The organism is Bremerella alba, assembly GCF_013618625.1.
Lineage (GTDB): Bacteria > Planctomycetota > Planctomycetia > Pirellulales > Pirellulaceae > Bremerella > Bremerella alba.
Genome location: NZ_JABRWO010000002.1, coordinates 160,251 through 185,977 on the forward strand (window position 1 = coordinate 160,251; position 25,727 = coordinate 185,977).

The window sequence follows — 25,727 nt, forward strand, 5'->3', positions numbered from 1 at the left end:
ATTCGCCGGCACTAAGCCAGCGGCATTCCCTCCTGCGCCTCATCATGGAGAAATCGCTTGTCCCCTTCCAATTCTCCACCATCCTCGATCAGCACGATAGTTCATCTACGCTTTATCAGTCTTACCGCAATACTGTTTGCCGCTCTATCCGGTCTCCTACTAGCGGACGAAGAGAAGACTTCCAACAAGCCGCGTAGCATCAGCGGAATTTATCCGCACTTGGCCTACTGGAACGATCATGGTGAATGCGGCACCGGGGCAGTTGTGCCGTGGGCTGACAAGCTATGGGTTATTACCTATGGGCCTCACTACCCCAAAGGTTCCAGCGACCAGCTTTACTCGATAACACCAGATTTACAGATCGAAGCCTTCGCAGGAAGCGTAGGCGGTACCCCGGCCAATCGCATGATCCACAAGGAAAGCAATCAACTTCTGATTGGCCCGTATGTTATCGACGCGAAAGCCAACATTCGCGTTATTACGCCCGATGCCATGCCAGGTCGCTTGACCGGCAATGCCCGGCACTTGTTCGACCCTGCCGGCAAGGCCTATTACGCGACCATGGAAGAAGGCGTTTACGAGGTCGACATGGAAACGCTGGATGTGACCGAACTTTTTCAAGACGACCAGTCACACGGCCAAAATGTGGGGCCTGATCCGACCGCGCACGACGTACCTTTCGCCGCGCTTCCCGGTTATCACGGTAAAGGTCTCTACTCGGGGCAAGGCCGTCTGATCTACGCCAACAACGGCGAAGCTTCAGGGCTCGCCCGATCTCGTCCCGATATCCCTTCCGGGTGTCTGGCCGAGTGGGACGGCAAGAGCCAAACCTGGCAAGTCATTCGTCGCAACCAATTCACCGATGTCCGAGGTCCCGGCGATTTACTCGGCAACCCCAACCCCGAGACCGACCCTGTGTGGGCGATCGGTTGGGATCACCGTTCATTGCTACTTATGCTGTTAGATCAAGGACATTGGCATACCTATCGACTTCCCAAGGCCTCGCACAGTTACGATGGAGCGCACGGCTGGAATACCGAATGGCCCCGCATTCATGACATCGGCGAAGTGGATTTCGTCATGAACATGCATGGTATGTTCTGGCATTTTCCCAAAACCTTCACGCATGCCAATTCCGCAGGCATCGCTCCCCGTTCCACCTACTTGAAGGTGATAGGCGACTATTGCCGTTGGAACGATCAGCTTGTGTTCGGCTGCGATGACGCCGCCGCGAGCGAGTTCCTGAACACTCGTCGAGCCAAGGGGAAAGTCGCCGGACCCGGCCAATCGCATTCCAATTTGTGGTTCACATCGACCGATATTCTCGACAAGCTCGGGGCCCCGATTGGACGCGGAAGTGTTTGGCTAAACGACCCAGTGCAAGCTAATGTACCGTCCGATCCTTTCCTCTTTTCTGGTTTCGAGCGTCGTTCACTTTGCCTCTTCCACGATGCCAAGACACCAGTAACCTTCACCGTTGAAGTCGACCAGGAAGGCAACAACCAATGGAACGAACTGACGACCATCACCGTACCCGTCGGCGAAAACACTTGGCACGCATTCCCTCAAAATGAAACAGGCGTCTGGGTGCGTATCACAACAGATCAGGATTGCTCGCAAGCGACCGCTCAGTTCCAATATGCCAATCAGGACGTTCGCGACTCGGCAGCCGCCACAATCTTTCAAGGCCTTCGCCAGCCTGGTTCGAGTGATTACTCCGAAGGTATCGTTCGCGTTCGTGGCAATCGCCTGCAAACGATGGCCTTCGCGGCCACCCAGGTCGTCGACGGTCAGCCTGTCCACCACGGCTTCTACGAATTAGGTGCCGATCTGAAGCTGACAAATAGCCAAGATCAGACCGCATTTGAGTGGACGCATAATAACGCTCCCATTCCCCAAGGCGTTCTCACGTTCGACGAAGCCTCGATCCTTTATGTGGACGATGAAGGAAAACGCTGGCGTTTGCCCAGAAGCACGAAGGACGACACGGAAGATTTCGGCCCGCTACGAATCTCGCGAGAAGTAGCCACCGAGCGTGACCTCTTCAACTGCGGCGGCACGTTTTATGAACTACCTGCACGCAATGCAGATGGCATCGCCAAAATTCGTCCCGTTTGTAGTCACCCGTTCGCGATTCACGACTACTGCAGCTACCGCGGAATGATGATCTTAAGCGGCGTTGATGCGGACGCTTCCGGCGAGCACATCATTCGTTCTGAAGATGGTCGAGTCGCCGTCTGGGCTGGCGTGATCGACGATCTGTGGAAGCTCGGTAAGCCGGTGGGCGTCGGAGGTCCATGGCATAACAGCCAAGTCGAAGCCGGCTCGCCTTCGGATGCTTATTTGATGACAGGGTACGACCAAAAGTCGCTTACCGTTTCTACTGATGAGCCGACTGATATCCGCATCGAAGTCGATATCGATGGCACCGGCACCTGGCGAACCTACAAAACGCTAAGTCTCGCAGAGGGAGAAAGCAAGTCGCTATCGTTCCCCAAAGACTTTCAGGCATACTGGGTCCGCCTGGTATCTTCCCACGACGCGACTGTCACCGGCCAGCTGACCTACAAGTAGTCGCTAACGCTTGTGCTCAGCATAACAGTGCACCAGCGGCAAATGCCTTACGCCGCTGGCGCTGGAATAAGGATTCAGGAATTTTCTGTAATTCGTCGCCCCCTAACTTGAATGTGACGCACCACCCGGCCAAAATGCGGACGTCTTGGATAGACGATCTCTTCTGCAAGATGGCGTGGGATGGATGTCATGATATCGATTGATGAAGATTTCATTGCGGCAGCAGCTCCAAATGCAGCGGCAGCCAAGAATGGACGCGGGCTCGTATTAAAAAACAAGTTCATCGCCCTACACCACTCCGGCGACAACACGCTACTGTTCGGCGAGTGTCAGGGAAGTGGAAAGACGCCGTACCTTTGTTCGGCAGACTTTACCAATCCCCAGTCGGTCACGTATCGCTGTAGCTGCCCAAGCCGGCAGTTTCCTTGCAAGCATTCGCTGGGACTTCTATACGCTTACGTCGAAGGCAAGTCATTTACACCGAGCGAAGTTCCAGAGTCTCTACAAGAGAAGCGAGAAAAGGCCGCCGTCCGAGCCGACAAGAAAAAAGAAGACGCCAACAAACCTCGCAAAGTGAACAAGTCGGCACTGGCCAAAAAGATCAAAGCCCAACTCGACGGACTCGATCTTCTCGAGAAGCTGACCTTAGACCTTGTGCGTCTCGGCATCGGCAATATGAATGCCAAATCGGCCGGCGAGATCGAGAAGCAAGCCAAGCAGTTGGGTAACGCTTACCTGCCCGGTGCCCAGTCGGCGCTGCACGATTACACGAAGCTCTTTTTCGACGCAGACGAAGTCAAAACAACCGCATCTCAAGAGACCATCTACAGCGAGGCTCTTGATCAATTGGGCCGACTGCATTCACTGGTCAAACAGGGGCGATCATATCTTCAAAACCGCTCGGAAGACCCCGAACTGGCACCAGAAACAGAAACCTCCATCGCCGCCTGGCTGGGACACGCATGGCAACTTCGCGAACTGAAGGATGCTGGACTTGCACAGACCGACGTGGAACTCGTTCAACTTGCATTCAACAGTTACGACAATGTGGCCCGGCGCGAATGGGTCGATACCGGGACCTGGATGAATCTCGGCAACGGGGAAATTCAACTTACGCAAAACTTCCGTCCCTATTCGGCCGTGAAGCATATCAAAGCCGAGGACAGCTTCTTCCAGGTCGCTCAGGTAAGCGAACTGTGCGTCTATCCCGGCGATGCGAATCCGCGTATTCGTTGGGATGGCATGACGATGCGTCCGCTCGAAGAAAATGACTTCAAAGCTATCCGCAGCTACGCCCACAATAGCTTTGCCGAGGTCATCAAACAGGTAAAGAACCAACTCAAAGGACCGCTCGCCGACAAGCTTCCCGTCTATGCCCTGAATTTTGATTGTATCGGCCATGTGAACGATCAACTTGTCGTTCAAGATGCCAAGGGGCAACGTCTAGTCCTTACCGAACATGGTCTCGCCGAAGAGCCGTGCACATGCAACTTGTTACCGCTGCTACCATCGTCATTGCTTTCAGGGAAGACACTCATTGCTCGTTTTCGACATGACCTCGACACTCGTAAGCTGCAGGTTAAACCCCTGTCGATCGTCACATCCCACTCGATTGACCGACTCACGTACTAACGTCGCAAACCCCTTATTGGTTGGAGGAGTCTTCCGATGAGTATCGCGGTTCTCGCCCAGGTATACGACGAAGTGCGTCGTCTTTCGATCGCTGGTAGTAATGTTGCCCCAGGCGACTTTCGCTTAAAGAAGTTGATCTCCCCACTTGAAAAGTCCGGCGAAAAGGCACCCGTATTTAAAAAGGTTGCCGAGTCGGTCGGCAAGGTCGTTGAAAGCAACGAGTCGACATCAGCCGAAGCCCTGTTGGATCTCAGCACGCTGGTCAACGCCATTTTATACACGCAAGGAGAAGTCGGCGCTACGGGCGACCTGACACCAGTCGAGCAAATCGGACAAGGCATCCTACCCAAGCGTACGCCGGCTAGTTTGCTGAAATCGGTCGCTAATGCCCTGACCACAACCGGCTCTGGGCGTCTTGAGTTGATCCAGGAATCGCTCTCCCAAGATCCCTTTCCCGACCCTCGACTATTAGGACCAGCCATCGATGCGTTAGATGGTTCATACTACGAAGTAGGCGACCTGGTCGAAAAGTCGATTCTGCCCCAGTACGGTAAGTCGATCGTCCCCATCGTTCTCGAAAAGTTCGATCGCAAAGGGGGCGCAGGCGATGCCCGACGGCTTTCGCTGCTCCATCGCGTGGATCCCACAGGTGCAGAATCGATCATCCATGAGGTGCTCGAGGATGGTTCGAGCGAGGTGAAAATTGTCGCGATCTCGAAGCTCCGTGACCCCAAGAACGTCTCATTTCTGATTGAGCAGTCGAAGGCCAAAGGCACCAAGGTGCGTGATGCCGCCTTTTCCGCTTTGGCGGTCATTAATAACGCTGCCGCCGCAAAGTATCTCGTCCAGAGAATGAAGGAGAAAGGCCACCTCCGATCGATTCGAGAGGGACTCAAGACCCGTCACCCCGATGCCGTGAAAGTGCTTCTTGCCGAAACTCGCTTGGCCTGGCAGACACTGCTAGACACCAAGGAAACCGACAAGAACGCCCACGAGGCTGCTCACACACGCCTAGTGACTCTCCTGGCGGCCCTTGAACACCGCACCGATAAAGGAACGGAGAAGCTTCTTCTGGAACTGTTTCCTCACAGGGCTGCCATTACGAAGGCCGAGGGAAAACTTGGCAGCAAGACCTGCGCGCACAGTGTTATGACTCGCATGTCCGAGTGTAGCGACAAGACTCGCGACTTGCTTATCTCCGAGCACGAGACCTACGATGACTACGAACTGGCAATCGCGACCCAAGCGGCGATACAACAAGGTAACCCTGCTCAGTTTTATGACGAATTCCACGGCTATCTCGAAAACGCTAAAACCGCGAAAACGAAGAAGCGAGCAGCCCAGTCCAAGGCCGAAGCCATCACCCAGGCCATTGGCAACCGGGTCGGATCGATCTACCACTATTGGTACGAAACGGTCGACAAAGAACGAGAGCAGGAACTCGCCCAAAAGCGTGATCAGGTAGATCCCCGTTGGCTCGACCTGGCAGTCAAGCACAACAACATGGAACTTATCTTCGCGCTCGCTCGCCCCGACCACGGCATGGCCCACAAGGCCATCGAAGCAGAGCTTAAGAAACGATTGAAAATGAAACGGGTAGACTACCACCTGATGGACGTCCTTCTAGCCATCATTCGCTCGAAGCATCCCGACACGGTCGATCTGATCATCGAAGCGATCCGAAGTACCAGCAAACGCAGCATGGGATACTACTCGTATGGCATCGCTCGTTTGATCCCAGCACTCGACAAAAACGCCGTTCCAAAACTTGAATTGCTACTAGGTGAGCTTCCCGATACAGAAGCCGACCGCTACGTTCTGGCTGTGGCCGAACTGAAAAACCGCCGTTCTTAGTCAGGAGTTTCCATGGCCAAAAAGAAATCCGTCGCCGTCCCAGCTTATAGCTCGTCACAGTTATGCGAAGCAATTGAGTCGCAGGATGACGTTGCCTTGGCTGCCGCTAGGGTAAGCGAGGATCCTCTCGTCAATGCGAAACTACAAGGACTGATTCGCGATCAGCTTGGTGATCTCTACGACGCGACCAAAAAGAGTGCTACTATACAGAACCGTGTTTCGAAGCGAATGACTTGTCTTGTCAATGCACTTCGCGGCAAGAAGGATGCGAGTACTCAGTCCATACTTCTGGAACTATTCGATAACCGAACCAAGATCGCCAAGGCTCAAGGAAAAGCCCCCAAGCACGACATCAATGCTACGGTGATGCAGTCCCTGGCCTCCAGTACGGATGTGGCCGCCGATGCCCTGTTCGATAAGTTAGAGGAATTTAATCTCGACGACTTTTTTTGGGCTATCACGCTCGGATTACGCTTCTGTGAGAAAGAGAAGGTATTCGATACCTTCCACAATTGGGTCGCGCCGGCCCCTGAGACACCCAAACGCAAGCATGCCAAGGCAAAAGCCGAAAGCGTGATGGAGTTGTTAGATTTATATCAATCGGGTGTTCTCTATGCTCACGGATATGCCCTTGGCTCTGTTGATGCAGACGATCCCAACCACATCGACCATGTTTCACCGGAAGATCGTCTCGATGGTCGCTGGTTAGGCATTGCGATCGAAGTCGGAAACATCGACCTGATTCGCTCCCTGGCACGGCCCGGTCACCAGCCCACTCAAGACTGGGCCGAACAACGACTGCTCCAAGTGATTGAAGATGGCAAGAAGTCGAAAATCCGGGCAATCAAATTCGTGGGGCTACTCATAACTAGCGATCATCCCCAACTGCTAGATCGGTATGAACAAGCGATCGAGCACTTCCTCAAAAAGAAAGATGCCTGGGAAGTGGCGATTTGCCTGGAGATGATCCCTCGACTACCGGATTCATCAGTTCCTCGTTTGGAAGCCATTGAATTGCCGAGCGAACTGGCCCAAATGAGAGACCAGTTCCTTACTCAATTGAAAAACGACACTTAACAACCCCCTCAGCAAGGACTCTCCCATGGCGAAGAAGTCGACTTCCTCCGCCTCGAAAAAGCCCGAGACAAACGGCGATCTTCGTGCGACGGCCGAACAAATGTTTGCCGAAGAGATCGAGGCGCTGATCAAGGAAGACAAACACGACAAACCGCCCGGCTGGAAGATGTCGGCCAGGGCCGTGCACACCTACATTTGCGGTGGCAAGGCTGGTAAGCTCGCCATCACTCCAAAATATATTGGGCATAATCGCTTAGTCGAGATCGCCATAGCGACGCTAGTCACGGACCGCGCCCTGCTACTGATCGGCGAACCAGGCACCGCCAAAAGCTGGCTTTCGGAACACCTGACCGCCGCGATCAACGGCGACTCGACCAAAGTCGTCCAAGGTACAGCTGGCACCACCGAAGAACAGGTCCGCTATACCTGGAACTACGCGATGCTCATCGCCCATGGTCCTAGCAGCGATGCATTAATCAAGAGCCCCATATTCCGCGCGATGGAAAGTGGCAGCCTCGCCCGGTTTGAAGAGATTACTCGCTGCGCCTCCGAGGTCCAAGACGCGATGATTTCTCTGCTTTCCGAAAAACGGCTTTCCGTTCCCGAACTGGCCATCGAAGTCCCTGCTCAAAAGGGTTTTTCCATCATTGCCACAGCCAACACGCGTGATCGTGGCGTGAACGACATGTCGGCCGCCCTTAAACGCCGCTTCAACATCATCGTGCTTCCCACCCCAAGTTCCATCGAAACCGAAATTGAGATCGTGGGCAAACGCGTCCAGGAACTTGCCACAAATCTGGCACTGAAGTCGGAACTGCCTGCCACCGATGCCATCGAACAGGTGGTGACCATATTCCGTGAACTCCGCAGCGGGCAGACCTTGGATGGTAAAAACAAATTGAAGTCCCCCTCCGGCGTTCTTTCCACCGCAGAGGCCATTTCGGTACTGGCCAACAGCATGGCTCTTTCTGCCAGCTTTGGTAGCGGCACGGTGTCGGCCCAAGACATCGCTGCAGGCCTGCAAGGCGCGGTTGTGAAAGACGAAGAAAAAGATCGCATTGCGTGGCAAGAGTACCTGAAGAATGTCCTTAAGAAACGCGGCTCTGCTTGGCGGTCGCTTTACAACGCCTGCTCGGAGCACAACGCGTGAGTTGGCAGATTCCCATCTTCGGCGTACGTCACCTCTCTCCGATGGGGGCCTGGCAGCTGCGCGATTATCTCGACGAGATACGCCCTGAGGTGATTCTCGTCGAAGGGATCGACGACGCCACACCGCTCGTTCCCGATATGACCCGCCAGACAACGCGTCCGCCGATTGCTATTCTGGCTTACACCGATACGCTGCCGGTGCGGACGATTGTTACTCCCTTTGCCCGATATAGTCCTGAGTTTCAGGCCATTCTGTGGGCTGCCGAAAACCAAGTTGATGCTCAGTTCTTTGACCTTCCGTCAGAGTGTTTTCTAGGATTGATCGACGCTGAATACGAACGCCGCGAGAAAGAGCGTCGCGAAGCATTAGAAACGAACGACAGCCCAACCGACGACAACGAGTTTTCTGATCCAGACGAAGTCGCCACTCCGCTGGAACAAACCAAGCTCTCACTGTACGAGCGTGTTGCCAGTCAAGCTGGGGAAACCGATTTCGAGACCTATTGGGAACGCCATTTCGAGCATAACCAGGCCCAGGGAAGCTACCGTGGTTGCTCGTTCGAGTTCGGCGCTGCCATGCGTGACCTAGAAGAAGATCGACCTCACTGGCGTGCCGAGAATCTCGTGCGCGAAGCATACATGCGTCGTCGTATTCAGCAGACGATCGATGCCGGCACGCCACCTGAAAAGATCGTGGCGGTCGTCGGGGCGTTTCATGCACCGGTGCTGCGAGGTGACCTTCCGGCGATGACCGACCAAGAGCTTACTTCTCTGCGTCGGCGATCGAGCAAACTTACCTTAATGCCGTACTCCTACTTCAAGCTGTCCTCACAGTCAGGTTATGGTGCCGGCAATCGTGCCCCGGCCTACTTCGAACTTCTCTGGCGATCGCTCAACGAAGGAAACATTCGTGGGCTATCGCATCGCTATCTTGCTCAGGTCGCCACCAATTTGAGAAAAGCTGGCACCCATCGCTCGACCGCCGAAGTCATCGAAGGCGTTCGTCTGGCCGAAACGCTTTCGGCTTTAAATGGAGGTCAGGCTCCGACCCTCAGCGATCTGCGGGACGCAGCGATTACCCTGCTCGGTCGTGGTGAACGGTCGACGGTAAAAGATGCGTTGATGCGGGTTGATGTCGGGACCGAGATTGGTGAACTGCCAGAGGGGGTCAGCCAAACTTCGATTCAGGCCGACTTCGAACGAGAGTTGAAGCGGCTCAAGCTATCGAAATACAAAACTGCGGTTGAGCAAACTCTCGACCTCGATTTACGTGAAAATCGCCAGGTAGCCAGCGAAGAAGCGGCCTTCCTCGATCTGAACCGGTCTTCGCTTTTCCATCGCCTGCGTATGCTCGGCGTTCCATTTGCTAAGTGGGGGCAAGCTCGTCAGGAATCGACCACTTGGGCCGAGCGATGGATTGTACAGTGGACGCCGGAAAGCGAAATCGCCTTGGTCGAGGCTGTACTCGAGGGGGAAACGATCCTTCTCGCGACCGCGTTCCGTTTCAACACACTCTTGGAAAAGAGCCGCACGATCGCTGATGCCGCCAAGCTGGTCAACGATGCTTGTCAGTGCGGCATGATGGAGGCCATGGACCAAGCTCGGCAACGACTACAAGAGCTGTCGTCAGGCACTTCCGACTTCGTTGCGATTGCCAGGGCGGCATTTGAGCTGGCTCAGGTCGTTCGCTACGGAAACGTCCGCCGCTTCGATCCGGGACCGCTGATTCCTTTGATCGAAGAACTATTTGTCGAGGCCTCGCTGGCTCTTTATTCGGCCGCCAACTGCGACGATAGCGCGGCCGTGTCACTGCTAGAAGCAATCGACCTGACCAATCGTGTTGGTTTAGAGTTCGCTGAGCGAGTCGAAGAATGTCTTTGGACGGACCGTCTGCAGCAACTTGCCGACTCCGACGATCGCAACGCGCTGTTGTCTGGCTACGCTTGTGCCCTGCTGTTGGAGCGTGGACTGATTCCGAACGAGGCCCTCTCGCGTGAAGTCTCGCGGCGATTGTCCCCGGGCGTTCCTGCTGATTTAGGAGCTGGCTGGTTCGAGGGGTTGGCCCAACGTAATCGCTACGCATTGCTGGCCAGACAAACCCTGTGGGAGCAACTGGCCGAGTATGTGTCCTCGCTTGAGGAAGATCAATTTAAACGGGCGTTGGTCTTCTTGCGTCGGGCGTTTGCACAATTTCTCCCGCGCGAACGACGTCAGATTTGCGAGAACCTGGCAGAACACTGGGGACTCAACCAAGACGAGGCCGCCGATTTGCTGGAAGCACCTCTGAGCGAGGCGGAAGAAGAAAAGCTCTCTGACTTGAACGAATTCGATTTCGACGACTTTTAAGAGACCGCCACAAATGGATGCTGAACAACTCGCACGCTGGCGTCTGATCCTCGGGGCCGCAACGCAGGACTCACTAGGCAGTATGGGGCCAGGCTGCAGCCTATCTTCCGAACAATTGGAAATGGACGCAGCGCTCGCCGAAATCTATGGCGGCGGTGACGACGAGCTTTCTCAAGAGGAATGGGCTTCCGGCGATAAGAAGGTGGGGCATGGCCCCGCCAAAGGTCGCGTCACCCCCAAGGTTGCCAAGTGGCTCGATCAGATTCGCAACTTCTTCCCTACTGATGTCGTGACCCTGATCCAACACGATGCGATTGAGCGGCGGGGAATGAAGGAGTTGCTATTCGAGCCTGAGATTCTCTCTAAGGTCGAGCCCTCGTTAGACCTGGCCAGTACCGTGCTCGAACTCAAGAACCTGGTTCCCGAGAAAGCGAAAGATGCCGCTCGGGACTTGGTACGGACGGTCGTGGAAGACATTCGCCGCCGTCTGGAGCAAAGCTTCGTCCAGGCGGTTCGCGGAGCGCTCAATCGCAACCGACATTCTCCGTTTCGCAGTTTACCGAATCTCGATTGGACGCGGACCATTCGGCAGAACATCAAGAACTATAATCCCACGCTTAAAACGATCATCCCTGAGCAAATCTCTTTTTTTAGCCGACAGCAACGTCAAAACGATTGGAACATCATCATCGCCATGGACCAATCCGGGTCGATGCATTCGTCGCTTATTTTCGGCGGAATCATGGGAGCCATTCTAGCGAGCATGCCGGCTGTGGAAACCCATGTCGTGGCGTTCAATCATGAAGAGGTCGTCGACCTGACCGAGCATTGCCACGACCCGGTCGACCTACTCTTCGGTGTTCAGCTAAGCGGGGCCGAAGACTATTGGATGGCCACCAGCTACTGCGAGCGTTTCATGCATACGCCTGATAAAACGCTGTACATCGTTCTCGGCGACCTCTACGACACGAGCCCCAACGAAAACCGCTTCGTCCGAAAGATGGAGGGCCTTCTGGAAGGTGGCCTCAAAGCAATTGTGCTGTTGGCTATTTCTGATCAAGGAAAGCCCTCATACAACGAGAACCTGGCCAACAAGCTGGCAAAACTGGGTATGCCATGCTTTGCTTGCACGCCCAATCGCCTGCCGGACATGCTCGAGGCCGTCTTGCGAGGGAACGACCTGAAGAAGTTTGCCGAGACGGCGACCGAAAGTAGAAGCTAGTCGATACAACCTGCCAGGACTGACCTAACAACGGAACCTATCCCAGAATCCCGTGTGAATATTCGCCAGACGAATCGCTTGTCAGTCAAAAAGATTAGGACAAAAGCCTTTTCGCCAGATTTCGCTCTCTTAGAATAGGAAATAGGCGAAACTGCCCCATGACTAGTTTGCCTCCCTTGTCACTCAATCACCACATCAGTCGATTGCCGCCAGGATGGTTGGCACCCCTTGTGGAAGGATGCGCTGCCCAATGCCTGAAACAATCCGCATTCTCTTGATCGAAGACTCGCCCAAAGAAGCCGGTCTGGTCGAGCGTTACCTGCGCGAAGCCGAAGAAAGCTTCTCGCTTGTCCACGCCGATCGTCTCGACACGGGCCTCGCCAAGCTATCCGATGGTCCGGTTGATGTCATTTTGCTCGACCTCGATTTACCAGATAGCCACGGGCTAGAAACCATACGCTCGCTGCACGCCCAATCTCCTCATTTGCCGGTCGTGGTGCTATCCGATCGAGTCGATCGCGATCTAGCTGCACGAGCCATCCAGGAGGGCGCGCAAGATTGCCTTCCCAAGTCGAACGTCGATCCTGATTCGCTCACGCGGTGCGTACGTTATGCGATCGAACGCACGCATCGCCAACTGGTCGAATCCACGCTCGAAAACTCGGAGGCACGCTACCGAGGACTCGTCAATTCACTTCCCGTTTGCGTCTTGCAGAAAGATCTCGACGGACGTTTTATCTTCGCCAATAAAGCATACAGCGAATTCACCGGTCACGTGGTCGAAGACATTCTCGGCAAAACCGATTTCGACCTCTCGCCGGTGGATGTCGCGGAAAAGTTTCGCGAGGATGACCGCAAGGTGGCCGAGTCTGGCAAACAGTTTCGCGACATCGAAGTCAACACGACCGATGGCCACACTTCGTGGGTCGAAGTCATGAAGTCGCCGATCTGGGACGCTCATGGAAACATCGTTGGCACCCAGGCAATCTTCTGGGACGTTACCGAGCGCCAAATGGCAGTCGAAGCTCTCCTGAAAGCAAAGGAAGCCGCCGAAGAGGCCAACCGGGCCAAGAGCGAGTTTCTCGCAAACATGAGCCATGAAATTCGCACACCGCTCAATGCCGTCATTGGCATGGCCGAACTCTTGCTCGATACGTCCCTCACCCAGACGCAGCGCGACTACCTGAAAATGGTGCACGAGTCAGGTGAATCGCTTTTGTCGGTAATCAACGACATTCTTGATTTCTCGAAGATCGAGGCCGGTAAGTTAGACCTGGTCAGCAAACCGTTTGATCTCCGCGAAACGGTCGGCGATATGATGAAGCCACTTGGCGTCCGGGCCGGAGGCAACGGTCTGGAGCTTACTTGCCACTTTGAAGGCGACGTTCCCGCAATGATTGAAGGGGATCCGCACCGACTCCGCCAGATTATCGTGAATCTGGTTGGCAATGCCATCAAGTTCACCGAACAGGGAGAAATCGACTTTGATGTTAAGGTCGAATCGTCGAACAACGGCAACGTCGATCTTCATTTTCAGATCCACGACACGGGCATCGGAATCCCTGACCATAAACTGGGAACAATATTCGAGGCCTTCGAGCAGGCCGACTCCGGTTCGACTCGGCAGTACGGCGGAACAGGCTTGGGGCTGGCCATCTGTGCCCGGCTCGTCGAACTCATGGGCGGAAAGATTTGGGTCGAGAGCACCGTAGGAGAAGGTAGCACATTCCACTTCACCGTGCCCTTCCCCGTGACTCGTGCCGATCGCATTCCGCACCCTCGCGCAGCGGCTCGCATCCAGGGCACCCGCGTGTTAATCGTGGACGATAACGCGACCAACCGAACTATTCTCGATGAAATCGCACGTAGCTGGGGAATGCGGACGCAACTAGCGGCCGATGCCGAAGAAGGGCTAATGCTTCTCAAAGAGGCCTATTCGGTCGGCGACCCTCACTCGATTTTATTGACCGACGTTGAAATGCCCGGCAAGGATGGAATCGACCTGATCGCCGCAGTGCGCGAGATTCCGAACCTGAAGGATACACTAGTAATCGTCCTTAGTTCTTCCGAACGGCCCACCACGCGTCGGCGGTGCGAAGATCTTAAGATCAGTACCTTTCTTATGAAGCCGGCAAAACAGTCGGAACTGTTCGATGCAATCATCGTGGCTCTCGGAGTTGCTTCGCCAGAGGACGAGAACGAAGTCAAGTCGATAGGCAACCTGCCGAAGATTCGACCGCTCAAAGTTCTTTTGGCCGAAGACAACCGGGCCAATCAGCGTCTGGCGATTGCGTTACTGGAAAAATGGGGACACGACGTGACACTTGCCGAATCTGGCAAGCAGGCCATCGACCGTTGGGAGTACGATCAGTTCGATCTGATTGTGATGGACGTGCAGATGCCTGAGATGGATGGGCTTCAGGCAACTCAGTACATTCGAGAACGCGAAAAAGAACGCGGCGGACACGTTCCAATCATCGCCATGACCGCGCATGCGTTGGCCGGAGATCGTGAAAAATGCTTGGACTCTGGCATGGATGGCTACACTTCCAAGCCGCTACGGATTCAAGAATTGCATCAGGCGATTGCAGAATTCTTCGATGCGGAACAACCGGCCGCCGAGGATGAAACACCTAGTGCAACCGCAGCCGATCCGCAGGTCGACTGGTCGCACGCGTTGCGGGCATGTGACGGCGATAAGGAATTGTTCTTCGATCTGCTGCATCTCTTCTTGGAAGAGACGCCGGAACTGCTGAATGCCTTGGACAAAGCGATTGAAGAAAAGAACGGCGAGGCCGTCTTCCGTTCTGCCCACACGGTGGTCGGCTCATTACGCATTATAGGCCCTACCGAGGCCGGTGACATTGCCCTGCAAATCGAAAAAGCTGCTCATCAGGATGCGAACGACGGGGTCAGAGAGCTCTCTCGGCAACTGCGAAATCACCTTGATACGCTCTTTGCGGAAGCATCTCAGATCGTCGACGGTCGGCAGACTTTGCCCTAGTGGGCCACTCTGCTGATGCCCGCAATCTCTTGTGTCACTAAGAAAATCGTCGATCTTTCCATAAATTGGGAATAGGATTCGCATAAAATTTTTCGACCTTGGTAAGATACGGTCGATAGTTGTCAGGATGACGACTGTAAGCTTTATTTGTGCGCACGCTTAGCAACTTTTGTAGGCAGATTGGTGCCTATTTGATGGGAGAAATATGCCAGAAGCGGAATGGGATCGGCTTACTGCAGAGGCTGGTCGAGAACAGGGAGCGAATTGGCGGCGGTGGGGGCCCTATCTGGCAGAACGACAATGGGGCACCGTTCGAGAAAGCACGGTCGAAGCCGAACCCTGGCTCAACTTTACCCACGAAGAGTCTCGCTGGCGAGCCTATCGGTGGGGTGAGGATGGCCTGCTGGGCATTTCCGACCGTCAATGTCGACTTTGTTTTGGCCTGGCACTATGGAACGAGAAAGATCCCATTCTCAAAGAGCGTCTGTTCGGGCTGACGGGTCCCGAGGGTAACCATGGCGAAGATGTCAAAGAGGCCTATTACTACCTCGATTCGACGCCAACCCACTCATATATGAAGGCCCTCTACAAGTACCCGCAAGCCGAATACCCCTACAACCATTTGCGAGAAGAGAACGCGCGGCGGAATCGTGAGGAGCCCGAGTTCGAACTGACCGATACCTGCATCTTTGATGACGGTCGATATTTCGACGTTCAGGCCGAGTACGCCAAAGCGTCGCCTGAAGATGTTCTCATTCGGATCACTATCTCTAATCGTGGACCGGAAGACGCCCCGGTTCACCTGCTTCCGACGTGGTGGTTTCGAAATACGTGGGCCTGGGGCCCAACGCTGGAAAAGCCAGAAGTAAAACCGTCCGTTAAAGAGATTGCTCCCGATCAATTGCAAGTCAGCCACGAGACACTGGGCGAGTATCGAGTCTTCGTCGACGACGGCCCCGACGGCGAGACGCCTCCTTGGCTATTTACCGAGAACGAAACCAATACCTGGCGTTTCGAAGATGGCGAAAGCCGGCGACCTTCGTGCAAGGATGCCTTTCACCTGGCGGTCGTTCACAACATGGAAGGGGTCGTTAATCCCAATCCCACCGGTACCAAAGCCGCGGCACACTTCAAGTGCATGGTGCCTGCCGGCGAGTCCGTTCAGTTTCGCCTAAGGATCGCGCCGAACAATGACCTTCCTGAGACGCCGTTCGGAGCCGAGTTCGAAAACATCTTCGCTCAACGCGTCGACGAGGCCGATCGCTACGCTAAATCGCTGGTCGCCCCAGGCTTAACGGAAGACGAACAATCGGTTCTGCGTCAGGCTGACGCTGGTCTCTTGTGGACGAAGCAGTTTTATCACTACGTCATACCGCGTTGGCTCGAGAACAACGGCAACCCTAAGAAAAACCACGATAACCCAATGCCGGGCGCGCCCAGCCCGCGCAATGCCGACTGGGGGCATTTGTACAACAAGAACATCATCTCGATGCCGGACAAGTGGGAATATCCCTGGTACGCTGCGTGGGATTCGGCGTTTCATTTAATACCGTTCGCCAAGATCGATCCGTTCTTTGCCAAGGAACAGGCCATCCTGTTCCTCCGCGAGTGGTATATGCACCCCAACGGACAGTTGCCGGCCTACGAGTGGAACTTCAGCGATGTGAATCCGCCGGTTCATGCCTGGGCATGTTGGCGGGTCTACCAGATGACCGCGTCCAACGGTGACCGTGATCGCGTCTTCTTGGAACGTGTTTTCCAGAAGTTACTGCTGAACTTCACCTGGTGGGTCAACCGAAAAGATATCCGCGGCAAACACGTTTTCAGTGGCGGCTTTTTAGGGCTCGATAACATCGGGATCTTCGACCGCTCGAAACCACTACCCACCGGCGGTCATTTAGAACAAGCAGATGGCACCGCCTGGATGGCCTTTTATAGTTCAAGCATGCTCTCTATCGCGTTTGAACTGGCCGACGGTAATCCGGCTTACGAAGACATGGCTTCCAAGTTCTTCGAGCATTACGTCTCGATCGCCGAGGCGATGAACAGCTTGGACGGGACAGGCCTGTGGGACGAAGAAGACGGCTTTTATTACGACCACTTGCATCTGGACGGAAGAAGTATTCCTCTCAAGATTCGCTCTATTGTCGGTCTGATTCCTCTGCTGACGGTCGACGTAATCTACGAAAAAACAATCGCCAAACTTCCCGCCTTTCGCAAACGTATGGATTGGTTCCTCAATTTCCGTCCGGAACTGACTAAGTTCATGACCTATATGGAGCGAGAGCCAGAAGGGGAAAGCGACGGGCATCGATTGCTGGCGATTCCCACCAAAGATCGCTTGATGCGCATGCTGAGATACTTGCTCGACGAAGACGAGTTCCTCTCCGCCTACGGCATCCGGTCCCTCTCGAAATATCACGAGGAACATCCTTTCGAGTACGAACTGCACGGCGAACGTCTCTGCGTGAAGTATTTGCCAGGCGAGTCGGACAGCGGTTTATTCGGCGGCAATTCAAATTGGCGCGGACCAATCTGGTTTCCTCTCAATTACCTCATTATCGAGGCATTGGAACGATACCACCTGTTCTACGGTAAGTCGCTCCGGGTCGAATGCCCGGCCAGAAGCGGCCAGTACATGGACCTGCAAGAGGTAGCCGACGAGATTCGCAAGCGGCTATCGAAGCTGTTCTTAGCCAATTCCGAAGGAGACAGGCCCAGCTATGCTCGCACGGAAATTCTATTGAACGACCCGCACTGGCGCGACCTGGTACTGTTCTACGAATACTTCGACGCCGAAACAGGCAAAGGCCTGGGAGCAAGTCATCAGACCGGTTGGACCGCCCTGATTTCCCCCATCTTGGGCACGCTTGCTTCACGACGGAACGAAACGCCCGACGCCACGGAAAGCCAGCCAAAGACGCTGAGCAAGCAAACCTGAGCAGTGTCTCCACTGCGAAGTTCTGAGACAATCATGAACCAGTTCTGCAAAACAACCTGTCAGCAGAGCTGGTTTTGGGTTAGCCGCTGTCTAATTGGCATCGGCCTACCTGCCTAGTCATTTCGCCGGAAGAATAAACGGCGCAGAAAAAAGCTTCGCCACATAAAGAGCGAAGCATCATCGTAAAGTCTGTTGTAACAATAAGTTACATTCAAGTAGCGGCAGAGGGATTCGAACCCCCGACACGCGGATTATGATGCCTCCGAGTGCTTTTGCCGTAAGCCATTTCTAATTCTGGGTTTACGTCGCTCTAGGCGACAATCTTTATCCCTTTTTTAACCCCGTTTTGACCTTTTTCTATCCCTTTTATAACCCCATTCATTCCGCCGCTCTAGGGTTCTCCTGGAAAGATTCTGCTGTTACTCGCTCCAATCGATTGGACAAAATGTTTCCCACGTCGGAATCATTTCCTAAAGAGTACTTCACTGATTCGCAATTATTTGTGAAAAAGTTATTGTCCAACTATTTGGACAGTGATATCATGAGCTAGCGAATGTCACCTCCCCGATTTTTCAGCTAGTGCCATGAAACAGCTATCCCAATATTGCCGGTCTCGTCTGGGGTTCGATCCCTCGGACATGTCAGAGGATGAGCTACGGAAAGTCGCTTCCGTCATCATCGAAACTATGGCTACCGAAATCGGCCTCATGTTCCGGGTAGTGGAAAAGGGGCGGGAGGTAGCCAAAGCTGCTGAAGAGTACGGGAAGCAAGTCCCCTACGAAGTCATAAGAGAAGAACGCTTGCCGTGCTCTGACGACTTGCACCGAACCAATAATGACGACCCGAACGCAATCCTAGATTCGATTTTCGTCTTCACCGATCCGGAATAATTCCCATGCCTAAAACACTCTACGCTGTCACCGCAATAAAGAACGGTCTCCCGGTTGGTGCGTTTGTTATCGCTGATAATCCGGATGACTGCGTTTCCCGGGTTAGCCGTCGACTTGGAACAAAGGACCGAATCACGCACCTCATACCGCTCTGTGAAGCTACCCTCGGGACGATGAAGAGAAACCAGCTTCTTAAGTACGTGAACGAGGACGGGAAAATTGAGTTTTTGGCCGATGCAATTCTCGAAATCATCGACTCGCTACAAGAGAATATCGCGACTCTTCAACTAGCTCTAGCCGTTCATGTCGGGACGCTTACCGAAAAGCTCAAGCTTCAACGGTTCAAATTTTCGGCAACGGATCGGGACGGCGTCGTCCAGTTTCACGAGACCTACGCTCCCAACTTCGGGGCCGCAATGCGTGCTGCCGATGAGCTTTGCTTGAAAGAGTACGGCTCCCGCCCCTATTTCTTTCAAAGGATTCCCGATGAATCAGAAGAATGAATTGCTAGAGCTTCTTTTCGGGGCTCCCCTCGTCGTTTCAAAGTCGGCTGATAAGTGCATTGTGTCTGGCTTTGCGTCGACCGCCGATATCGATCTTTCGGGGCACCTTGTCGACGTTTCTAGCTTCACCTGGGACGGATTGCCCCAGCTTTTGGAGCAACACCAAGGAGACCCAATAGGCCAGATTATGACGCTGAATAAAGCATTCTTGAGCGACATCGGGGATATCGACAATTGGGGCGTTTTCGACTCTGAGAGTGGGGAGCAAATAAACACCTACCCCAAAAAGGACGCTCCCGAATTCCGGAACGGGTCACTCGGCTTGTTCGTCACTGCCGAAGTTACAAAACCCGAAGTTATCGAAAAAGTAAAATCCGGTCTCTTTGGCGGGTTCTCTTGGCGTGGCCTTACGTTGGCCGTTAAGGACTTTCTCGGTATGGCTAAGCAATACCTAACCGACATCGAACTATGGGAGGTCTCTCTTGTGACGGTCCCCGCAAACCCAAACGCAAAATTTGTCGTCGCCAAATCTGCGGAAGACAAAAACGCCATATTCGATGACATCTTCCCAAGTTGTGAAGTGACGGAAGAGGTCCAAAAGGAAGCGGACACGCCAGAGGATGCTCACCCAGAACTAGCAAACATGTTTCCTCCTTGCTTCCGGTAGACCATGACCCGATTGCAGCAACTCGACTCGATAGAGCGGGAAGTCCTAGCCCGATTAGTGGACGAAAAACCACAAGACGTTTATACGACTATTGATCTTTCAAAGTCCGCTTTCCATCGACTTAAGAGCGGGGGCAAAGGTTTGAGTCTGGCAACGCTTCGGGCTCTGGCCTGCTATTTCGATTGCAAAGATAAGGACAGCCAACGGTGAGGAAGGTTTTCGGAATCGGCATCAACAAAACTGGCACTAAGAGTCTTTCACAATTTGCCAAGAGTCTGGGCTTCAAGGTTCTGCATGACCGACCCGACGCCAAGCGGATTAGAGACGCTGTCAACGGCTCGAAAAAGTCGATTCCCTACGTCTCAGAATATGACGCCTTTTTCGACTTCCCCGAAGATGTCGACCTTGAAAAGTTCCTCGAACTTTTTCCAGATGCCCGTTTCATCATGACAACGAGGGACACTGAAAAATGGATCACAAGCCGCATCATTCATGTTCTGCACAATCGCACAGTTACCAACAAATCCTGGAAGGAAATCGACACTCAAGCTTGGAGACGGCAGAAGAACGAACACGAAAACAAAGTACGCGAAACCTTCAAGCGATTGGGCAAGCTCGATCAACTTCTAGTTGTCGATGTTTGCTCGAATCCCGACCAAGCCGGACAGAAGATTGCTGACTTCTTGGAAGTACCCGGAAGAGAAAATGGCTTTCCCCGACTGAATACTGGGGAGAGAAAACTCGAACAAATCCGCGAGAAGCTTTAAAACCATGCGTTCCATGTTCATTGTCGAATATCGAATGAGCGGACGGAAGATATCGTCGATGTCGATCTACGCCGATTGCCTAGCTTCCGCACTACGAGAGTTTCACGTTCGGATGGGTGCAAACGGTTGCGAACGTAATAAGTATTTCATCATCAGCCATCGCCAAACTTCAGATAAGGTCACCACCTAGTGAGCACCGAAACCAATACCTTAGATCGAAACGATATCCTCCGTGAGATTGCAGAATGCGAAGCTCGTATCGATGAGCTACGGGCACTGCTCCCGACTTGTATTAAGACGTTTTTCCGTTTCCGCTGTCGGCCCGAAAAATACGTTTGGGTCTACGCCGAAAATCGGGAGCAAGCCGAGCAACGTTTGCACGCTCGGATGCACAAGACGTACGGCAACACTGAAGCTTGGCAAGTCGTCTCAAAGGTAGTCGACCAATACGACGACCCCCAGAACGCTGCGGTACAGTCTCACGGTAACTTGTTGACTTACGTTACCGAAGCTGAAGCTCGGGAATTCGTCAACGACTACCGAGCTAATGAGCGGGGCAAGACACCCGATCCTAACCGACCGAAACACCTACCCTTAAGCCAGCTTGAAAAGGATGTTTCCGACTGGGAACACCTCCAACGTCGCAAGGGTAATCTCTGATCATCGCCAGCGTGGCCGGAAGGTCCGCTAGTCGCTGGGGTCCTTCGGGACCCTGGCGATTTTAAAGACTCCACACGTTTGGAGTCGGGAAGTGGCAGGTTTATTCCTACTTCAAAGTCTCATACAGTTTTTCCATTTCGTCATGCACCTTAGAAATCGCGTCCGTGTACTTTTTCGAGAAATTCAAGAGGTCTCTTGGGTCAGTACTCGATAGATTTCGATCCAAGTTAATTACGTTTTCGATGGCTTTCGCACAGTCCGTTCCCTCATCTGGAAAGAGCAACCGAACGGATATTTGGCGAGACTTGAGCTTCGCTTGGTAGTCTAGTGCCTTCGTCGTCGCCTTTTCTGCAAGCATACCCTCTCTGTCCCTTTGCTGAATTGCCGTTTCTCGTTCCGTTTCATAATCGCTATCAAGTGGAGAAAGGTGTATCAAAACACGATGCCATCTATCTGAGGATGCGATATACAAGCCCGAGTCATTCACCGCCATTCTGAACACATCTAGATCATGAGTGATTTCCCGAATTAGCTTTGCAACTTCTCGCTTGTCATTATCCGACTCCATCATTTGATGAGCCAATTTCACGCTCATCTTCGGGCCATACCACGCCACAAATGCTGCAACGAGAGTCGCGAAAACGGAGCAAATAGAAGTAACCACTGTTGCAGTTTCATACCCAGTCATAGAAATCCACTCTTTAAAATCGTCGCCAGCATTGGCGAAGCTAAAAACAAGAATCGCAACTAGCAATACCGCCCACATCACGTAGGACCATCGGTCTACCGAACTCATACCGCGAAAAGGCACAGGAAACTCTTACCTTTGGAAGTAGTGAAAGTGAATTGCCGATTTTCCGGAACAAAAAAATACACAATAGCTACGGGTTTAGGGGTTTCCCAAGGGAATCTGGACACGCCTTAACCGTTTTTGCGAATCCAACTCCCGAGCAAACTGGCCCAACTACCGAGCCCGATATCATCCCTTATATGTGAGCCTATATCAATCTTGTAACTGTATTCGTTTTCTATCCCCGAATCTTAGGCCCCCGGGCTTTTCTTTGTTGAGTGGTGGGGTTGCTGCCCGCACTAGGGAATTCCTTAGCTTCCCTGTGTGTCGTGCGGGTGGTGGTGAAGGGTTGAGCGAGTCGTCCAGGACTTTAGAGGGACCTGGGCGGCTCTGCTCCCCGTTCCTTTGTCTCCCGACTTTTCCAAACGGTTGGAGTCCGTACCGAGTGTGTCATTTAGGGTGTCTCCCGGTTTTGGCTAGTCTTGCCCGCTAACTCGCTGGTTTTATCGCTTGCTAGCCTGTTTCATTTTGGGTACACCTCAATAGGCACATTTCCAGTGAGTCAAAGAGCCCTGATTTCTCGGTCTCAATTAACCCAAAACAGTTGAGAACCCTAAATGACACAGTGACAGCCATAGAGGTACTTCGTTGGGAATTGGATGCACTTGGTTGCAATAACGCTCGGATGGTTAGTAGAGCCTTCTGCTTGACCCAGGCAACGCTAGCCCCGAGGTAAACCGACTGCCTATATTTTCAGCGCCATCTGTAACACAAGCGCGTGTACCAGAATCTAAACGGAAAGAATACCCAGATTAGCAGCTCAAATGACTTCTATTCGAGTTGCCCAAAAAAGCAGGGCGCTGGATTCGCCATGGCTTCCTCCAGCGCAAGGACAGCGTACTAAAGAATGATAGCTACGATTAGGCTGGCGATGCCAACTACTAATTGTAGTACGTCGATAATAACGGCTACCACTGCGAAATCCCATTTCATGAGACCTCCTATGATAGGTTAAAGGGATTGGAAAAGCCTTACTGGCAGCTCGCGGGTCCCCGTTCCCGACAGGCCATCCATTGACCTCAATAAAAGAAGTCAAAAGATGGCCTGCCCCCATCTCAGAGTGTCGTCATCTAATTAGAGAAATGAGATGACCGTCAGACTTGTGATCTTCCGGCTCCATCCTGCAGTTGAGTAGGATAGTTAATTGACCTGAGAGTATCAATACCTGAGAGAGATCATTTTGAAAGCACAATGCCAAACAATATGTCATACAACCATCAAAGCCGTCATCGATGTTGCAATAGTTTACTCCGGTATCTGCGGAACGTTATCTCCGCCATTTCCGAATAGCGTTAAAAGCCTGGGGGCATTCTGAGTCAAAGTGAGAACGGCGTTGCTTGTACGCACAACTGCGCCACCCAGACTGATAATATTCCAGAATTTAGCCCAAGTCTGAGGGTTCTTCTCCTTAAACTCGGCAACAATATCATGATGAAAAGATAGTTCGCCGAGGATTACCTTTATACGTTCCTCGAAATTGGAATATCCATATGCTTGATAATCGTGAATACTTTTGATCAGGGAAGATACCAAGCCGAGTAGCCACTGCTTGATGTCGTCGGACACATCCGAAGCCTTTATAGCTTCAAAGAGGGCTTCGGCATTCAGCAGCAAATCAGAAGCAGAAATTGTCTTCGGATTCGTACCTTTCGTAATAACCGCAGCAATCATTTCACAAGTCTGAGCAACTCGTCCATCTCGAAATAGTTCACGGGAATTTTTCCACGAGCTAGAATATCCAACGCTAAGAAATGTTGACTTGGCATGAGTCCATGCACCTTCAAACAGTTCAAACGAATCGGGATATAGATTATTCAGCGTTCGTTCAATGTCTTCTATGGCATAGTGAATTTGTGAAGCGAATGCAAAAGCAAACTCCCAACTATCTTCTTTGGTGATTGTATCTGAGTCCATTAACTTTCGGGCAAGCTCAAAATAAGTCTCATTGCTTTCATTTCTTGTACTAGATGCCAACACATTGCACATTTTTGCAAGCCATGCTGCCGGATTGCGTCCAATTTCGATATCTTTGCTTTTTTCATTCATGGCTTAGCCTCTGATAACGCCAATGTTGCTCTGAGAAAGAATCTACCGAAACGAGAACTAGATTTCTAGCGGCAATGGGTGGTTGGATCATCCGAGAAAGTGCCCTTTAGACAGTGCAATCGATTGCGCGTTAGAACGCGCCTGAACTTTTCTGCATTCGTCGCATCGGCTGGCGATTGAAATTCGAGCTAAGTCAAAGACTGCCAACAAAACGGCAGTTTTGCCTCTTATGCCAATAAGGTCATACCTCTGAGCTTTCCTTGTCTTCCTCTGTCTCTTCGCTTGGCTCGGCTGCTAGATCATAGAGACCGTCAAGATAATCCAGAGCTTCAAAGAGCAAGTCATAGTGACTTTCAACGTAGTGCTTTTTTACGCTGACTTCACTGTGAGCTAGAAACAAGCTCGACAAGTGCGGGGCATTCTGAAAACGTTTTTCTATTTCGTTGGCTGCTGACTTGCGAAAGTGCTTGAATCCCCGGCTGTCTTCAATTTTGGCTTGCTTCTTGGCTCGGTTGAATGCCAGGCGGATTACGTCAGTACCCGATAGATTCCCGTCTTCCTTGATTGACTCGGTATAGAGAGGCTTTCCATTTTCGCCAACGAGAACAAGCCCTGTCTTGCTTTGAGTCTCTTCTTTCAATAGTTCAAGAGTGATCGGCCAAAGCTTGTGCACTTGGAGTGCAGCAGACTTGCCCCGTCCTAGCGTCTTGTGTCGCTTCCTTCTGACAATGCCGGTTTCCCAGTCAATCATTTCATGGGTCAAGGTGGCTATGTCTTTCTGCGTGTAACCGCAATTGAGCCCCAAAGCGATATATAGGTGTGTTCTCTGTGTCGTTTTGTTCCAGATCGCTTTGACCTCTTCAGGCGTATAGAAAAGCGGGGCAGGATCAGGAAGCCGAATCTTGGCATAGGTGCGTATCGTGCGGGGAAGCCGGTCAAGGTGCTTTCGTTCGTATGCCCATTCAATAAACCGCTTGAGAGTTCCTAGCCGTTTCTTGGCGGTAACTGCACTGATACCGCCATCGGCTTTTTTCATGTTGATTAGCTCAAGCTGGTAGGCTCGATAAACGTCTAGATAAGCTTCGTCTAGTTCATCAACCAACTCGACGTTTTTGAAATTACAGAAGCCCCGAAAGTCTTCTAGCTTCTGTCGGTGTTCGCTGTAGGTCTTAACGGATACCTGCCCTGATTCGGCTTCTCGCTTTCGCATCTCAAGATAGGCGTCAAGCAGTTCAGATAGGTCAGACTCTTTCTTTCCCGAGCTTGCCCGAATCCCAGGGGCGACACGAAGCGACTTATAGTCACTCGCCATATTGACGCCAATCAACCGATCAGGCCCGGCAATTACTGAATCTGTTTGCTGATCCTGAGCCAGTGAGGCTTTGACGCCCTTCCATTCATCAAGAGCTTGCTGATATCCGTCTGTGTCTGTCTTCCCTTTGCAGACTCCCCCGGTTGCAAAGTAGTAGCGTTTGCCCCGATACCACTTTGACCAACAACTTCTCTGAGGCACCCAAGTAAGTTCTCGTTTTCTTGGCATTGTCC

General features: G+C 52.7%; 18 protein-coding genes. 15 read left to right on the plus strand and 3 right to left on the minus strand.

All coding sequences use genetic code 11. The features are described from left to right. The first annotated feature begins 57 nt into the window (after positions 1-57). From HOV93_RS03855 to HOV93_RS03925, 15 genes are all read left to right on the plus strand, one after another. A complete protein-coding gene (locus HOV93_RS03855; RefSeq protein WP_235989799.1) occupies positions 58-2,574 on the plus strand; it encodes a hypothetical protein in 2,517 nt (838 codons plus the stop codon). 189 nt (positions 2,575-2,763) lie between these two features. Continuing rightward, positions 2,764-4,206 (plus strand): SWIM zinc finger family protein, encoded by a 1,443-nt coding sequence (locus HOV93_RS03860; RefSeq protein ID WP_235989802.1) that lies wholly within the window; start codon positions 2,764-2,766, stop codon positions 4,204-4,206. 36 nt (positions 4,207-4,242) lie between these two features. Continuing rightward, the gene (locus HOV93_RS03865) at positions 4,243-6,060 is read left to right on the plus strand and encodes a hypothetical protein (RefSeq protein WP_207395148.1); all 1,818 of its coding nucleotides are present in this window, start codon (positions 4,243-4,245) and stop codon (positions 6,058-6,060) included. A 12-nt stretch (positions 6,061-6,072) separates the two neighbouring features. Further along, positions 6,073-7,137, plus strand: a complete 1,065-nt coding sequence (locus HOV93_RS03870) for a hypothetical protein (protein ID WP_207395149.1) — start codon at positions 6,073-6,075, stop codon at positions 7,135-7,137. Between the two features lie 25 nt (positions 7,138-7,162). Beyond that, positions 7,163-8,287 (plus strand): ATP-binding protein, encoded by a 1,125-nt coding sequence (locus HOV93_RS03875; protein ID WP_207395150.1) that lies wholly within the window; start codon positions 7,163-7,165, stop codon positions 8,285-8,287. Next, the gene (locus HOV93_RS03880; RefSeq protein ID WP_207395151.1) at positions 8,284-10,632 is read left to right on the plus strand and encodes a DUF5682 family protein; all 2,349 of its coding nucleotides are present in this window, start codon (positions 8,284-8,286) and stop codon (positions 10,630-10,632) included. Before HOV93_RS03875 ends, HOV93_RS03880 begins: the two co-directional genes overlap by 4 nt. A 13-nt stretch (positions 10,633-10,645) precedes the next feature. Continuing rightward, the gene (locus tag HOV93_RS03885; RefSeq protein ID WP_207395152.1) at positions 10,646-11,854 is read left to right on the plus strand and encodes a VWA domain-containing protein; all 1,209 of its coding nucleotides are present in this window, start codon (positions 10,646-10,648) and stop codon (positions 11,852-11,854) included. Between the two features lie 250 nt (positions 11,855-12,104). After that, positions 12,105-14,858, plus strand: a complete 2,754-nt coding sequence (locus HOV93_RS03890; RefSeq protein WP_207395153.1) for a hybrid sensor histidine kinase/response regulator — start codon at positions 12,105-12,107, stop codon at positions 14,856-14,858. Between the two features lie 205 nt (positions 14,859-15,063). Continuing rightward, positions 15,064-17,799: an MGH1-like glycoside hydrolase domain-containing protein gene (locus tag HOV93_RS03895; RefSeq protein ID WP_207395154.1), complete on the plus strand. Its 2,736-nt coding sequence runs from the start codon at positions 15,064-15,066 to the stop codon at positions 17,797-17,799. 584 nt (positions 17,800-18,383) lie between these two features. Then, positions 18,384-18,689, plus strand: a complete 306-nt coding sequence (locus HOV93_RS03900; protein WP_207395155.1) for a hypothetical protein — start codon at positions 18,384-18,386, stop codon at positions 18,687-18,689. A gap of 5 nt (positions 18,690-18,694) precedes the next feature. Beyond that, positions 18,695-19,192, plus strand: coding sequence for a hypothetical protein (locus tag HOV93_RS03905; protein WP_207395156.1), 498 nt, complete (start codon positions 18,695-18,697; stop codon positions 19,190-19,192). Next, entirely contained in the window at positions 19,176-19,859 is a 684-nt protein-coding gene (locus HOV93_RS03910; protein WP_207395157.1) for a hypothetical protein, read from the plus strand. Before HOV93_RS03905 ends, HOV93_RS03910 begins: the two co-directional genes overlap by 17 nt. A gap of 206 nt (positions 19,860-20,065) precedes the next feature. Continuing rightward, a complete protein-coding gene (locus HOV93_RS03915; RefSeq protein WP_207395158.1) occupies positions 20,066-20,626 on the plus strand; it encodes a sulfotransferase in 561 nt (186 codons plus the stop codon). Positions 20,627-20,630: 4 nt separating this feature from the next. Beyond that, the gene (locus tag HOV93_RS03920; RefSeq protein WP_207395159.1) at positions 20,631-20,816 is read left to right on the plus strand and encodes a hypothetical protein; all 186 of its coding nucleotides are present in this window, start codon (positions 20,631-20,633) and stop codon (positions 20,814-20,816) included. Further along, positions 20,816-21,286, plus strand: a complete 471-nt coding sequence (locus HOV93_RS03925; RefSeq protein ID WP_315853341.1) for a hypothetical protein — start codon at positions 20,816-20,818, stop codon at positions 21,284-21,286. The genes HOV93_RS03920 and HOV93_RS03925 overlap by 1 nt, the downstream gene beginning before the upstream one ends. Positions 21,287-21,392: 106 nt before the next feature. Here HOV93_RS03925 and HOV93_RS03930 read toward each other — a convergent pair whose 3' ends face one another. From HOV93_RS03930 to HOV93_RS03940, 3 genes are all read right to left on the minus strand, one after another. Next, positions 21,393-22,055: a hypothetical protein gene (locus HOV93_RS03930; protein ID WP_207395160.1), complete on the minus strand. Its 663-nt coding sequence runs from the start codon at positions 22,053-22,055 to the stop codon at positions 21,393-21,395. Positions 22,056-23,381: 1,326 nt separating this feature from the next. Next, positions 23,382-24,182, minus strand: a complete 801-nt coding sequence (locus HOV93_RS03935; RefSeq protein ID WP_207395161.1) for a hypothetical protein — start codon at positions 24,180-24,182, stop codon at positions 23,382-23,384. Positions 24,183-24,423: 241 nt separating this feature from the next. Further along, entirely contained in the window at positions 24,424-25,494 is a 1,071-nt protein-coding gene (locus HOV93_RS03940) for a tyrosine-type recombinase/integrase (RefSeq protein ID WP_207395162.1), read from the minus strand. Between the last annotated feature and the right edge of the window lie 233 nt (positions 25,495-25,727).

Excerpts from the sequence above, each read along its gene's own strand:
- HOV93_RS03860 (WP_235989802.1), top strand. The coding sequence starts at position 2,764 with ATGATATCGATTGATGAAGATTTCATTGCGGCAGCAGCTCCAAATGCA.
- HOV93_RS03865 (WP_207395148.1), top strand. The coding sequence starts at position 4,243 with ATGAGTATCGCGGTTCTCGCCCAGGTATACGACGAAGTGCGTCGTCTT.
- HOV93_RS03870 (WP_207395149.1), top strand. The coding sequence starts at position 6,073 with ATGGCCAAAAAGAAATCCGTCGCCGTCCCAGCTTATAGCTCGTCACAG.
- HOV93_RS03875 (WP_207395150.1), top strand. The coding sequence starts at position 7,163 with ATGGCGAAGAAGTCGACTTCCTCCGCCTCGAAAAAGCCCGAGACAAAC.
- HOV93_RS03885 (WP_207395152.1), top strand. The coding sequence starts at position 10,646 with ATGGATGCTGAACAACTCGCACGCTGGCGTCTGATCCTCGGGGCCGCA.
- HOV93_RS03890 (WP_207395153.1), top strand. The coding sequence starts at position 12,105 with ATGCCTGAAACAATCCGCATTCTCTTGATCGAAGACTCGCCCAAAGAA.
- HOV93_RS03895 (WP_207395154.1), top strand. The coding sequence starts at position 15,064 with ATGCCAGAAGCGGAATGGGATCGGCTTACTGCAGAGGCTGGTCGAGAA.
- HOV93_RS03900 (WP_207395155.1), top strand. The coding sequence starts at position 18,384 with ATGAAACAGCTATCCCAATATTGCCGGTCTCGTCTGGGGTTCGATCCC.
- HOV93_RS03905 (WP_207395156.1), top strand. The coding sequence starts at position 18,695 with ATGCCTAAAACACTCTACGCTGTCACCGCAATAAAGAACGGTCTCCCG.
- HOV93_RS03910 (WP_207395157.1), top strand. The coding sequence starts at position 19,176 with ATGAATCAGAAGAATGAATTGCTAGAGCTTCTTTTCGGGGCTCCCCTC.
- HOV93_RS03920 (WP_207395159.1), top strand. The coding sequence starts at position 20,631 with ATGCGTTCCATGTTCATTGTCGAATATCGAATGAGCGGACGGAAGATA.
- HOV93_RS03935 (WP_207395161.1), bottom strand. The coding sequence starts at position 24,182 with ATGAATGAAAAAAGCAAAGATATCGAAATTGGACGCAATCCGGCAGCA.
- HOV93_RS03940 (WP_207395162.1), bottom strand. The coding sequence starts at position 25,494 with ATGGCGAGTGACTATAAGTCGCTTCGTGTCGCCCCTGGGATTCGGGCA.